This is a genomic window from Sphingobium sp. BS19 (genome assembly GCF_027925545.1).
In the GTDB taxonomy this organism is placed as follows: Bacteria; Pseudomonadota; Alphaproteobacteria; order Sphingomonadales; family Sphingomonadaceae; genus Sphingobium.
Genome location: NZ_BSEF01000001.1, coordinates 34,045 through 47,030, shown reverse-complemented (window position 1 = coordinate 47,030; position 12,986 = coordinate 34,045). Strand labels below are relative to the sequence as shown.

Genomic DNA, 12,986 nt, shown 5'->3' with positions numbered 1-12,986 from the left:
TCCTCATCATCTGCGCGGCACCGACCGCGTGCAACTGGCATTTTAGGGAGAGCGACAATGGATTTAGGCCTTGCGGGCAAGAAAGCCATATTGGTGGGCGCCAGTCATGGCATCGGCCTCGCTACCGCACATGCGCTGGCGGCCGAAGGCGTTTGCATCGCGTTGTGTTCGCGGTCTCAAGGCAGTGTCGACACGGCAGTCGATGCCCTAAAGGCGCATGGCGGCACGGTCATCGGCGGCGCAGTCGACGTTACCGATGCCGAAGCACACAGTGCCTGGATCGCCAAAGCAGCCGAAGAACTGGGCGGCTGCGACATCTTCATTCCCTTCACTTCGGCAAACACCGGCGTCGATGACGAAGCCGGCTGGCGTGCAGTGTTCGATGCCGACATTCTGCCGCTGGTGCGTGGCGTTCAAGCGGCGTTGCCCTTCCTGCAAAAGTCGGATGCCGCCTCTATCGTCACCATTTCCTCAACCGCAGCGTTCGAGGATTTTATGGGACCGGGCGCATACAATGCGCTGAAGGCGGCGGTGATAAACTACACCTCGGCGCTCTCACAAAAGCTGGCTGGCGAAGGCGTCCGAGTCAATTGCGTCTCACCCGGCCCGGTCGAAATGGAAGGACGCGCATGGGACCAGATCAAGCAGGCCATGCCTGACTTCTACACCGGCATTCTCAAGCAGATACCTATGGGTCGTATGGGCAGCGGCGAAGAAATCGCGAAGGCCATCGCATTCGTCGCTTCGCCAGTCTGCGGCTATATGACCGGCGCCAACCTCGTGATCGATGGCGGCTTCACCAAGCGCGTGCAGTTTTAGGCGGAGCCTTGGCAATGGCGAACAACGAGGCAAAGCGGATCGACTGCGTATTGATCGCAGGCGGCCTGTATCACGACATCGATTTCGCACGGCTGGAACTGCTCAAGCTTCTAGGCGAGGACGAGCGCGTGCGTACGCGCGTGTTCGAGGATTACAGCAACATCGAAGCGATCACGTCCGCCGACTTTATCATAACCTACACCTGCGATGTTGTCCCCTCACTGGAAGCACAGGAAGCCCTGCGTGATTACGTGCAGGGTGGCGGGCGCTGGTACGCGCTCCACGGCACAAATTCGGTCCTGCGCCTGTTCGAAAGTGGCCTTTACGGCAGTCCGCGATGGGCGCCGCTTTTCATGGAAACGCTGGGCAGTCAGTTCATCGCTCACCCCCCCATTGCGCCGTACACGGTCACCGTCGCCGATCCCAACCATCCGTTGACACAGGGCATCCAACCTTTTGAGACGACGGACGAGCTGTATCTCATGGAGCTGCACGGCGACTTGCATGTCCTGCTGGAAACCGAATTTTCTGGTGAAGCGACGGGGTTCGACGAGCATGAATGGGCGCACGGCACCCACCCCGTGCTCTACATCAAACCGCAAGGCGAGGGCGCCGTCCTCTACAACACTCTTGGTCACTGCCGGGGGCATTACGACATGCAACCGCATCTCGATTACTGGCCCACTGTCGACCGATGTGCATGGGACTTGCCGGTATTTTACGATCTGCTGCGCCGGGGCATTGCCTGGGCAAAGGGCGATTAACGACTACGCCAGCGGCTTGACGGGAAGATGCTCCATGCCAGGTGCTTCATCGGGCACCGCAACTTCAATCCAGCCGTCGGCGTCTTCACGCCAGGGATACAGCTTAAGCGGTTTATACCCTGCTCCGCCCAGACATTCGCCGGTGTCGAGCTTGAAACGGGCGCCATGTAGCGGACACATCACCGCACCGCGCCGCACGCGCCCATCGGGCGCGAGGGGCGCGGCGGCATGGGTGCAGCGGTTGATCAGCGCGTGGATGGCGCCTTCCTCGCGGCAGACAAGCACCGGCCAGCCATTGACGACGAAGGGCAGCACCGCGCGCTCCTCGACATCGTGCGCCAATACAACCCGATGAAACGTCTCAGCCATTCTGCATCCCTTATCTTCTCTGCCGCGCTCTGCCGCGCGGACTCTTATGCAGCAATTGATGCTTTTCATAGCTGCGCGCGCTGGCTTGGCAACGCACATTCGCTGGCACAGACATTTGAAAGGATTGCAAAGTCATGGTCGAAATAAACCGCTACTGGCGGCTGGACAGCTATCCTGAAGGGCAGGATTTTGCGAGCGCGATGAATCTGTATGACGCTCCGATGCCTGACATTGCGGATCGCGAAGTGCTGGTTAAAAACCTCTGGTTCTCGCTCGATGCCGGTACGCGCATGTGGTTCACATCGCGCACCGACAGCTATATGCCACCGCTTCCTCTCGGCAGTCCGGTCATGGGCTTCGTGCTTGGCCGCATTGTTCAGTCGCGGCATCCCGACTTTGCGGAAGGCGCAATCGTGCGAGCATATGGCCAATGGGCGGACTATTCTCGCCTTGCCCCTGACATCGGCAATTTCTGGCAAGTTCCCGACATTTCCGACATGCGGCAGCATTTCGCAGTGCTTGGCCCGAACGGCTGGACCGCATATGTCGGCCTCAACGAATATGCAAAGGTGCGCCCCGGTGAAACAGTGCTGGTTTCCGCAGCGGCGGGCGCAACGGGACTACTCGCAGCGCAATTTGCATTGGCGACGGGATGCCGGGTGATCGGGATCGCGGGCGGCGCCGAAAAGTGCCGACGGTTGCGCGAAGAATTCGGTCTTACGGCCACCATCGACTACAAGAATGACGACGTGAGCGCACGCCTTGCGGAGATCGCGCCTGACGGAGTCGACGCCTATTTCGATTGCGTCGGCGGTCCTCTGCTGGATGCCATCCTACCGTGCATGGCTATGAACGGGCGGATCGCGATCTGCGGTCTTATTTCCACCTATGACCAGATCGAACGGAAAGGTCCGGTCAATTTCGACCTGATCCTGATGAAGCGTCTGACCGTTGCGGGCTTCTTTTCACCTGACTTCTATTTTCGCGGTGAAGAGATCAACCGCCTGACGCAGCCATGGCTGGACAATGGGACCGTATCGATGGCGTTCGACGTCACCGAGGGACTGGAAAACACACTGACCGCCTATGCGAAAATGTTCACCGGCGGTAACTTTGGTAAGACGATGGTCAGGCTTGCCGAATAAGCCCCCGGACTTATGCTGCCGCAGTCAACGCCACATAGCGGCGCAGTTCCCAATCGTTGTCGCCGAACAGCGATGCAAGCACCAATACGCGCTTGAATGCCTGACCGATCATCAATTCTTCGGTTGTTCCGATACCGCCGTGAAGCTGCACAGCATCTTCGGCCAGCGTTATTGCGCTGGTTGAAATGAACGCCTTGGCCCCTGTTACTGCCTGATCGCGCCTCTCATCCGATTGTGCTGCGGCCCGGTACATCTGACCGCGGCTCAGTTCCAGCAGTCCGTAATTGTCTGCCATGCGATGCTGGATCGCCTGGAAATCGCCGATGGCCTGCCCGAACTGGTTGCGCGTCTTGAGGTAGTCCAGGGTGGAATCGAACATCATCGCCATCAGGCCGACCAATTCGCCGCAGATGGCGAGCCGCGCATCGGCCAGCGAAGCATCCAGGGCAGAGCGACCGCCCGCCATCGGTGCAGCAAGCACGTGCGTGAGTCGAACATCGCTCGCCACCGACCCATCAGCAAGGCGATAGTTACGCCGGGAAACCCCTTCGGCATCTGACGCAACCAGATACAGCCCTATGGCCCCGCTGTCGTCCTTCGCAGCTACGATCAGATCATCGGCGAAAGGACCGCCAACTACCATCTGCTTCGTACCGTTTAGCCGATAGTTTGCGCCATCGACGACGGCGTTCGTCACGATCGCGTCGACGTTGAAACGGGAATTATGTTCCGCGCAAGCCAGCGCCGCAAAACGTTCGCCGGACGTGAGGCCAGGAAGCAGCGCAGCTTTCTGCTCCTGTGTCCCTGCGCGTTCTATAACGCCGCCAGCGAGCACGATGACCGGTAGCACAGGCTCGACCGCGACCGAGCGCCCAAGCGCCTCCATCACAGTAATCAGCTCGACGGCACCGCCTCCAAAGCCACCAGACTCCTCGCCAAAAGGGAAACCCAGCGCTCCGGTTTCCGCCAGCAGTGACCAACCTTGCGCACTGAACCCGAAAGGCTGCCGCACATAAGCGAGGCGTTTGACCGAGTCGTAGCGATCCGTTGCAAACCGCACGATCAGATCGCGCAGCATGCTTTGCTCTTCGCTGAGATCGAAATTCAAAACTGCCATCCCCTATTGCCGTTCGCCTTGCCGATATGATTCCGACGGGCTTTGCGTCGGTAGTTCGACGTCGATGCACTAAGCACCCAAGGCTGCATCGTATCGCCTGCGTTTTCCAATAGTTCGATGCAGGCCGGCTAGAGAAACCTATACAGAGTCATAGGTTTTTGCCGCCTTGCCGGAGGGACAGCACCGGTATAGTCTGTGTGCATGGAGAGAACAGGTGACAGCTTTGCCACCTGCACGGATGATGCCGGACAGACCCTAATAGGCGCCGACATCCGTTCGAGCAGGTATGTGCCAACCGCGATAGCCAAGGCGGCGGACATTCGCCCCGCGGCGGAGGCATTACGCGACATCGCGCTGGAGATCGGAAATTTCCGCGTTGCCGCCTGCGCCAACATCGCTTCCAAATTGTCGATGTGCGACGAATCCGGTGAGGTGCTGGCTTCCACCGTGTTCGGCTGGCCTGCATCGAAGGAACAGTGGTGGAAGAAGCCGCTTCTCGCGCTCAGTTCGCCCCTTCCGTTCGCCTGCCGGTATGAAAGCGAGCCTTTCTGGGTAAATGCCAAGGGTATTCATACTCGTGCACCCAATAGCCTGCTCGATCAGATCGACCTTTCTCACTTCAATGACGACGTGAATGCACGCGCTGCCATCGTCGTCCCGATCCACCTTCCATTCGGCCAGATCGGAGCCGTGAGCTTTACGCCGATGGACAACAGCCGCGATGATTTGTCGCGCGAGTTCGATCTCTACGCCGATCAGCTTGAATATCATTCCCGCAGGTTCATCAGCGGCTATTCGCGTGTGACCATGCAGCGTCCGTGGATTCCAAAGAACTGCCGCCTGTCGAAGCGGGAAGTCGAGTGTCTGCGCTGGGCGGCTGTCGGCAAGACCGATGTGGAAATTGCAATGATCCTCAGCAGGAGTTGCGCCACCGTTCGCTTCCACATCCACAATGCCGCAACCAAACTGGAAGCAGTCAATCGCAGCCAGACAGTCTTCAAGGCCACGCAGTTGGGCTTCTTGGGCAATGTAGCGGCCGTTTCGCCGCGCTCTGTCAATCCCGAGAATCTCGCCCATAATTGATGACAAGCGCCTGTAATTGCTTCCCCTCCTGAAGGCTCGTCGATAACGGCGGGCCTTTGTTTTGACACTGCCGAAAAGGGTGTGCCGCTTGGGGGTAGCGACGAGGCATAGGGGAATGCTATCGCCCGCCAATGTCCAGTCCCCTTCTTCTTCCCCAGATTGCGCCACAGATCGGCCCGGTGCTCGAAGCCCTCAGTATCATCGGCACCGCGCTGTTCGCAGCATCGGGGGCGCTGGCGGCGGCACGGTTGCAGCAGACACTGGTGACGTTTGCGTTCTTTGCGCTGGTGACCGGTGTGGGCGGCGGCACATTGCGCGACCTGCTGATCGGCGCGCCGGTGTTCTGGGTGGAAGACCCGATTCCCGCCATTGCGTGCGTTGTGGCGGCGCTGCTGGTGTGGCTTACTCCGCGCGACTGGTGGAGCGACCGGGCCCTGGACTGGCTGGATGCCGTGGGCCTTGCTGCCTTTGCGGTGTTCGGCGCGGCCAAGGCACTGTCCTTCGGCATTTCACCGTTCGTCGCAGCGATCATGGGTGTCGTCACGGGTTGCATGGGGGGAATAATCCGCGACTTGCTGGCGGGCGAACCGTCGATCCTGTTGCGGCCTGAGATCTATGTGACGGCTGCGGCACTCGCTTCTGGCCTTTTCGTGACGCTCGCGGCGATGGGCGTTCCGGTGCCGTTGGCCAGCGTTGTCGCTGCGTTGGCCGGGTTTGCGTTGCGTGCCATAGCGATTGCCAGGGGGCTGGCTTTGCCAAGCTATCGCGGCGTATAAATTGCGCGGAAAGTCACTAAGATGGCGCTACATTACTACTATTGAGATGGTCGTAGGGGGGACCCTGATCGCGGGATATAACCTGCTCCGGGGTTCGTTTCGCGCCGTCGGATCGACTTTCGGAAGAAACGTGGTCAGCGCACCGCAAATTCCGCGATCAACCGCAGTCCGATCACAAATGTCGACTTAGGTCTACCGCCCGCAAAAGCCCTGCGGAAATATTGCAGATCAGGTTGGACCGAGAGGAAGGGGGTCACACGGTCTTGGTAGGTTAGTTCAACGCCCGTCTCCGCCGCATCGGCTTGGTCGCCAGAATCCCTGACCGTCCGGCGCATAGCGCGCGATAACCGACCCTGCGCGACACCCATCGAGAATAGCCCGTCGGGTCGCCCCACAATCATTCCGTGTGCAAGCAGGCCGACTTGAAACCCGCCCAGAAAAGGCGTTGTCTTGCCGTCCGAAACGCCAGCGCGAAAAAACACATCCACACCGCGGCTATCGTCTCCTGACACCCGCTGATCCACCAGAACATAGGCGCCGATTGCAGTCCGCCTGACGGGATTGCCGATCGGGTCGCGGTCTCGCAAGTCATCCTGCTGCCGGGTATACCCCCAAGCCCCGACCGCCAGTTTTCCGTTTACGTGCGTGCCCGCCTCCGCGATCAAAAGCGCGCCATCGCGCATTCCGAAATCGATCCCTTCTCTATCGCCGAGGACGCCCGCCCGCGCATTTACGACGGCTGCGCGGACATAGCCGGATTTGGCAACCGACACATTCAGTCGCATCGTCAGCGCGGTCGATGGGAAGATCGAAGGCCCGTTTGGACCTGTCGACGAAAGCTCCGAGCCGATCCCGAAGGCGGGTGCGATCAGCAATCCGGCCGAGTCATTCTGGTAGAAATCGACGTTAAGATCGGACAGCCCGACCAGCAGCGCGGCACGACCGCCCAAGAAGTCCTGCTCTATCCATGCATCATAGAGCTTGGCACGACGCGAGGAGACTTCAATATTGTCGACGCCCTGCAACGTTCCTGCAAGGGCATTGATGGATTGTCCGTGGTTGCTCAGCAGATGGAGATGCGCCCGCGCGCCGCGCCAGCCGACTAGCCGCTCCAGGTCACCATCGGCCGCCAGTTCTACATTGTCGAGCACGCGCGCACCCCGCGCATCTCCCCCAGCAACATTTCCCATGAGATCGAGGACGTAGCGACCCTCGATAGTAATCGCGCGTGGCGGAGGTTCGGGTACAACGGACTGAGCGATCGCAGGTAACGCGCAGGCTGCGGACAGTATAACTGCGCCGGCGGCAAATCGAGATAAGGTTAAAAAAAAGAACATACGGCACCTCCGGCCAATTCAGTTCCTCCTATTATAGGATCACACTGATGTCCCAGTACCGTAAGGTTCTCAAAACATGCCCCAGTCGAAGTCCAATCCCCGCGATGCGATGTCGCTGACCCGTGCCATTCGTATAGCGGGCGGGGTTCTGTTCGGACTTATGCTTCTGTGCGGCGTGACCGGCATCGGCGCTGCCTGGATGCAGACCGCTGCGCTGCATCGCCAGAACGAAGCAACGGCACTGCTCGCCAACCACGAAGGTGCGGACATGATGCACGACGCCATACGCAGCGACGTGCTGGCCGCGTTTCAGGCAATAGAACCCGGCAGTACGATCAAGACCGACGATATTCGAAACGACTTCCGCACGCATCTCGCCGCACTACGTGAGGGAATCGCCGCCGACTCTGCCTATACCGGCGATGCCGACGTCGCCGCGGTAACGTCCAAGCTGGCAGCGCCGATGGAGGACTATGTCCGGTCCGCCATGCAGCTTATGGATCGGATTGGCAGCAATCCGACCGCCGCGCGTGCGATGCTGCCGGGGTTCTTCGATCAGTTCCGCGCGCTCGAAATATCGATGGGCGCAGCATCCGACGCGATCGGAGAGAATTCCAAGAAGTCCGCCGAAAGTGCGGAGCGGGTCGGTACGATTGCGATGATTCTGCTGGTCTTAACGCTGGCGATCGGCATCGCAGGGACACTGGCCTTCGTAGTGCTCGCGTTGCGCCGGGTCGTGCAGCCTATCGTTGTACTTGCAGGGACGATGCGCGCACTCGGCGAGGGTAATCTCGCAGCTGAGGTGACAGGTGCGGACCGCGGGGATGAACTCGGCGACATGGCCAAGGCCATGCTGGCATTTCGCAACCAGCTCCAGGCAGCAGAAGCGTCGAAACAGGCTCAGGCGGCACTGATCGTGGACAGCCTGGGCACTGGCCTCACCGCGCTGGCAGAGGGCGATCTGACAGCAGAGGTGGTCGCTGATCTCCACGCGCCTTTTACGGGGCTCAAGGACAATTTCAACAGCGCGGTCGGCAGCCTTCGCGGGTTGATCGGATCCGTCGCCCAAGGAACGATGATGATCCGCACGGGATCGCAAGAAATAGCGCGAGCGAGCGAGGACCTTGCACGACGGACCGAAGGGAATGCCGCCAGCCTGGAAGAAACGGCAGCTGCCATCGCACAGATGGATCAGCGCCTGAAGGCGACGGCTGTCGCCGCAGGACGGACCGTCGAGCGCGCAGACGGCGCGATTACCACGGTGGCCGACGGGCGCGAGATTACGGCCGAGGCAGTCAAAGCGATGACCCGGGTCAGCGAAAGCGCCAAGGGTATCGACAGCGTGATCGAGGGACTCGACAAGATCGCTTTCCAGACACGTGTTCTGGCGATGAACGCCGCCGTCGAGGCAGGGCGGGCCGGTGAGGCGGGGCGTGGGTTCGCTGTGGTCGCCGACCTTGTATCTGCGCTGGCCATGCGCGCCGAGGAAGAGGCCGGGCGCGCGCGCGACCAGCTAACCGCGACGCAGGCCGATATCGGCACTGCGGTAGAAAGTGTGCAGCGCGTCGATGGAGCTTTGTCCGCCATCTCAACCGATGTCCGGGGAGTGCACACGCTACTCGCGGAGATCGCCGACGACAATCGCACGCAGTCGCGCGCAATCACCGAGGTCAGTGCGGCGGTCGGCACCATGGATCAAGCGACCCAGCAGAACGCGGCGATGGTCGAGCAGACTTCTGCTGCGGTGCGTAACTTGACCTCGGAAGTGACCGCGCTGTCGGAACAGGCGGCGAAATTCCGCATCGCCGGTACGCTACGCCAGGGTGCGGCTTCCGGACAGGCAGACGCAGACCGCCAAACTTCCTCCCGATTTCTGACGGCCAAAGCCACCGCCATGACGGATGTCAGCATGGACAGTGGCGAGTTCGCATCCTTCTAAGGCGCGCAGAGACAGTGCCGATCTTCGCTGGCGAACCGTGGTAGAGATTGCCGACGGCACGTTTCTGGACCGCTGACCTTATGACTTATGCCGCAGCACCCAATTGCGTGTCTGCAGCCAGCGATCATGACCCCGTCGCCGAGACGCCAGGCTTGGAGGATGTGAATGCCGTCTGGGCGATGATCGCACGGCGGAGAGGGGATACGCGAACAAGGATGTCATGCACGGCATCTGGCTGAGCAAATGCGCAGGTTTAGTGGATAGCGGTGCATGCAGGACGGAACACTATGCGTGGTGCCTTCCGCCTATGCGTCCACCGTCTCGGCCCGCCTTGGATGGGATCTCCCCTTCCACCACCGCTCCAGCGCACGTTGCGCGGGGCGCTCAACAAGGTGGTTGAGGGTGGCGCCCAGCATAATGGCAGTGAGTATCGCGGCGGCAAAGCCCGTCCAGGGATCTATCCCCAGTTCCGCAGTCTTCATCATGATGACGAAGCCGATATGCTGATGGACGAGATAGAGCGAATAGCTGATCGCTCCTAGCCATAGCAGGGGTCGCACGCACAGAAAACGCAAGTAGCCGCGCAGCATTACGGAGAAGATGGCGATCAGTATTACGGCAGCGAACAGCAGATCGGGCTTTTCGAGCATCGCGACGGTTGCCAGGATCGCTGCAAAATAGGGCAACTGGGCCCGGACTGTGCGCTGACCCGACCAGATACGGTAGAACAGCATGCCGATTGCGAAAAACGGAACATAGCGTAGCACCAGCAGCATCGCGATCCGTTCCGGCATATCAGGCCAGGCGGCCATCAGCCATTTCACCGCAAGCCAGAAGATCAGAACCTGTTCGATGCGGCGTTGCCCCGGCCCTGCCCATATGGCGAGCATCGTGGCGTAGAAGCCGATTTCGACGGTCAATGTCCAATAGGCACCATCGACGGCCGGAAGGAACAGGAACCCTTCGAGCATTGAGAAATTGGCAATGATGGCCATCGGCGGAATCTGTAGCGTGGTCGCATGCCCGAGATATTCGACACCCAGCGTCAGCAGCATGGCAACCCAATAAGCGGGCAACAGGCGCGAGGCGCGGTTCATGATGAAGTCCGGCGCGCTCTTCAGCTTGTCCAGCGTGAAGAAAATCGCAAAGCCGGAAATCGCGAAGAACAGGAGTACGCGATAGTCCCCGCCCATAAAGCTGAACGGTACATGCGATACTGTGGGGAACATCTCGTGAAAACGCGTGCTGTAGTGGAACAGCATGACGGTGAACGCACCGATGCCACGCAAGGCATCCAGCTCCGCGAGCCGGGGTCGCTTTTTCACTACGGGCGTCATGCCGACAGAATAGAGCCAGAAGGTTAACAAGAGAAACATCCTGCTTCCCTGGGAAAACCACCTACGACGGTGAGCCGCGGTGACGCGAAACCGTCATCGCACAGTCACGGATAGGTCACGCATTGTGCCTATCAGAGCGGATCGTTCAGCCGAACCGGGAACCTGACCACATGGCCCTTTCGCCCTTACCCGCCCTGCCCCACTCCACCGGCCAAGCCGTCGGCAATGCGGTTGTCCAGCACAAGCAACTGACGCCCAAGGGCATGCTGGAGCGGGCCTTTGCCTTTGCGTTTCGCGGGCTGGTCTATGCGCAGATCTGGGAAGACCCGCTGGTCGACATGGACGCGCTGGAGATCGGGCCGGACAGCGACATCATCACCATCGCCAGTGGCGGGTGCAACATGCTGTCCTATCTGACCGCCAAACCGCATTCGATCACGGCGGTCGACCTCAACACTGCGCATGTCGCCCTGGGACGGTTAAAGCTGGCAGCAGCGCGACATTTGCCCGATCATGCCGCATTCCATCGGTTCTTCGCGCAGGCGGGGCAAAAGGACAATGTGGCGGCGTATCGCACCCATGTCGCGCCGCACCTGGACGATGTAACGCGGCGCTATTGGGAAGCACGCGACCTGAGCGGGCGGCGGCGGATTACTGCCTTTACGCGCAACTTCTATACCAGCGGACTGTTGGGCCAGTTCATCGGCGGGGCGCATCTGATCGCCAAACTCTATCGCATCAATCCGCGCGAAATTCTGGGCGCCAGTTCACTGGAGGAGCAGCGCGAAATATTCGAGACGCGGATGGCGCCGATATTCGACAAGAAATTCATCCGCTGGCTGACCCAACAGCCTGCGTCGTTATTCGGCCTTGGCATTCCGCCCGCCCAATATGACGCGCTGTGCGATGGCGACGCGCAGAGCATGAACGCCGTGCTACGCCAGCGGCTGGAAAAGCTCGCCTGCGATTTCGATATTCGGCAGAATTATTTCGCATGGCAGGCCTTCGGACGCGGCTATGCGCAGCATGACAATGGCGACGCATCGCGGGCTTCGCTGCCGCCCTATCTGGAAGCGGTACATCATGAGACGGTGCGCGAAGGCGTGGCGCGGGCGCAGATCCTGCATTGCAATTTCACCGAACATTTGCGGTCATTGCCAGAGGGGGCACTGGATCGCTATGTGTTGCTGGATGCGCAAGACTGGATGACGGATGCGCAACTGACCGACCTGTGGACGCAGATCACGCGGACGGCCCGCCCCGGTGCGCGCGTGGTCTTCCGTACGGCGGCGCGGCCGACGCTGTTGCCGGGACGACTGCCCGACACGCTGCTGGATCAGTGGTATTACGACGTTGCGCGATCTGATGAGGGAACGCGGCTGGACCGTTCCGCGATTTACGGCGGCTTTCATCTGTATGTGCTGAAGGCTGGATGATGCTGGATCGGGCCGTGACAATCGTGCCGGATCATGCCGATCATATGGATGCGATCTATCGCTATCAGCGGCATATCTACGACGCATCGCGCAAATATTATCTGCTTGGCAGGGATCGGCTTATTCAGGACCTGAATGCGGGGCCGGGAACGCATGTGCTGGAAGTTGGCTGTGGCACCGGGCGCAACCTGATCGAAGCAGCGCGCATGTGGCCAAGGGCGCGCTTCTACGGGCTCGATATCAGTCAGGCGATGCTGGATACCGCCACTGCATCGGTGGCCCGCAATGGACTTGCGGGGCAGATCGCGCTGACGCAGGGCGATGCGACCGATTTCGAAGCGCGCAAATTATGGGGCCGCGACGGGTTCGACCGGATTTTCCTGTCCTATACGCTTTCGATGATCCCCGGCTGGGAACTGGCACTGGACGAAGCCGCACGGGCGCTCGCTCCCGACGGGTCGTTGCATATCGTCGATTTCGGGCAGCAGGAGCGATTGCCGGGCATGTTCCGCGACATACTGTTCGGATGGCTGCGGCACTTCGACGTGTCGCCGCGCGGCGACATGTTGCCCGTGCTGGAGGACGTTGCGGCGCGGAATCGGCTTACACTCGACTTCGCGCCGCTCTATCGCGGTTATGCGTGGAGTGCGGTGCTGAGGCGCTGATTACTCGTGCGGTCGTAGTCCCCTGTTGAGGGTTTCCACAACTTCAGCGATCGGTTCGGTGACGGTTACACTACGCCCCTCACCAAAACGGATGCGGGTGCCGTCGGTAACGGAAGACACGAACGTCACCTGATTGGCATTCACTGCTGTTTCCGAACGATCCGTCCCGATAAACGTCACGATCATGGCATCCTCCTTA

Annotated in this window: 13 protein-coding genes; 8 read left to right on the top strand and 5 right to left on the bottom strand. The window is 60.3% G+C overall.

What is annotated here, in order from left to right:
- Positions 1–57 precede the first annotated feature (57 nt).
- Together QMG56_RS00295 and QMG56_RS00290 are read left to right on the top strand one after the other, a co-directional pair.
- Positions 58–819 carry an SDR family NAD(P)-dependent oxidoreductase gene (locus QMG56_RS00295; protein WP_230189067.1) on the top strand — a complete coding sequence of 254 codons (762 nt, stop codon included), beginning with the start codon at positions 58–60 and terminating at the stop codon, positions 817–819.
- A gap of 14 nt (positions 820–833) precedes the next feature.
- Positions 834–1,583 carry a ThuA domain-containing protein gene (locus tag QMG56_RS00290; protein WP_281820478.1) on the top strand — a complete coding sequence of 250 codons (750 nt, stop codon included), beginning with the start codon at positions 834–836 and terminating at the stop codon, positions 1,581–1,583.
- 3 nt (positions 1,584–1,586) lie between these two features.
- On the opposite strand, the gene QMG56_RS00285 is transcribed toward QMG56_RS00290, so the two are convergent.
- Positions 1,587–1,952, bottom strand: a complete 366-nt coding sequence (locus QMG56_RS00285; RefSeq protein ID WP_230189069.1) for a Rieske (2Fe-2S) protein — start codon at positions 1,950–1,952, stop codon at positions 1,587–1,589.
- Between the two features lie 134 nt (positions 1,953–2,086).
- Between QMG56_RS00285 and QMG56_RS00280 the strand changes: the two genes are divergently transcribed.
- On the top strand, positions 2,087–3,097 hold the full coding sequence (locus QMG56_RS00280) for an NADP-dependent oxidoreductase (RefSeq protein ID WP_281820477.1): 1,011 nt from the start codon (positions 2,087–2,089) through the stop codon (positions 3,095–3,097).
- A gap of 10 nt (positions 3,098–3,107) precedes the next feature.
- Here QMG56_RS00280 and QMG56_RS00275 read toward each other — a convergent pair whose 3' ends face one another.
- Positions 3,108–4,214, bottom strand: a complete 1,107-nt coding sequence (locus QMG56_RS00275; RefSeq protein ID WP_281820475.1) for an acyl-CoA dehydrogenase family protein — start codon at positions 4,212–4,214, stop codon at positions 3,108–3,110.
- Positions 4,215–4,415: 201 nt separating this feature from the next.
- Here QMG56_RS00275 and QMG56_RS00270 point away from each other — a divergent pair, with 201 nt between their 5' ends.
- A complete protein-coding gene (locus QMG56_RS00270; protein ID WP_281820471.1) occupies positions 4,416–5,297 on the top strand; it encodes a LuxR C-terminal-related transcriptional regulator in 882 nt (293 codons plus the stop codon).
- Positions 5,298–5,428: 131 nt separating this feature from the next.
- Positions 5,429–6,073, top strand: a complete 645-nt coding sequence (locus QMG56_RS00265) for a trimeric intracellular cation channel family protein (RefSeq protein ID WP_230189073.1) — start codon at positions 5,429–5,431, stop codon at positions 6,071–6,073.
- Positions 6,074–6,207: 134 nt separating this feature from the next.
- On the opposite strand, the gene QMG56_RS00260 is transcribed toward QMG56_RS00265, so the two are convergent.
- Positions 6,208–7,263, bottom strand: coding sequence for a carbohydrate porin (locus tag QMG56_RS00260; protein ID WP_281820468.1), 1,056 nt, complete (start codon positions 7,261–7,263; stop codon positions 6,208–6,210).
- A gap of 223 nt (positions 7,264–7,486) precedes the next feature.
- Between QMG56_RS00260 and QMG56_RS00255 the strand changes: the two genes are divergently transcribed.
- Positions 7,487–9,349, top strand: a complete 1,863-nt coding sequence (locus tag QMG56_RS00255) for a methyl-accepting chemotaxis protein (protein ID WP_281820465.1) — start codon at positions 7,487–7,489, stop codon at positions 9,347–9,349.
- 305 nt (positions 9,350–9,654) lie between these two features.
- Here QMG56_RS00255 and QMG56_RS00250 read toward each other — a convergent pair whose 3' ends face one another.
- A complete protein-coding gene (locus QMG56_RS00250) occupies positions 9,655–10,686 on the bottom strand; it encodes an acyltransferase (RefSeq protein ID WP_281820948.1) in 1,032 nt (343 codons plus the stop codon).
- A 170-nt stretch (positions 10,687–10,856) separates the two neighbouring features.
- Between QMG56_RS00250 and QMG56_RS00245 the strand changes: the two genes are divergently transcribed.
- A complete protein-coding gene (locus QMG56_RS00245; RefSeq protein WP_281820464.1) occupies positions 10,857–12,122 on the top strand; it encodes a DUF3419 family protein in 1,266 nt (421 codons plus the stop codon).
- Between the two features lie 23 nt (positions 12,123–12,145).
- Positions 12,146–12,787, top strand: a complete 642-nt coding sequence (locus tag QMG56_RS00240) for a class I SAM-dependent methyltransferase (RefSeq protein ID WP_375713616.1) — start codon at positions 12,146–12,148, stop codon at positions 12,785–12,787.
- Here the strand turns inward: QMG56_RS00240 and QMG56_RS00235 are convergent, their stop codons facing one another.
- The gene (locus QMG56_RS00235; protein ID WP_230189078.1) at positions 12,788–12,973 is read right to left on the bottom strand and encodes a hypothetical protein; all 186 of its coding nucleotides are present in this window, start codon (positions 12,971–12,973) and stop codon (positions 12,788–12,790) included.
- Between the last annotated feature and the right edge of the window lie 13 nt (positions 12,974–12,986).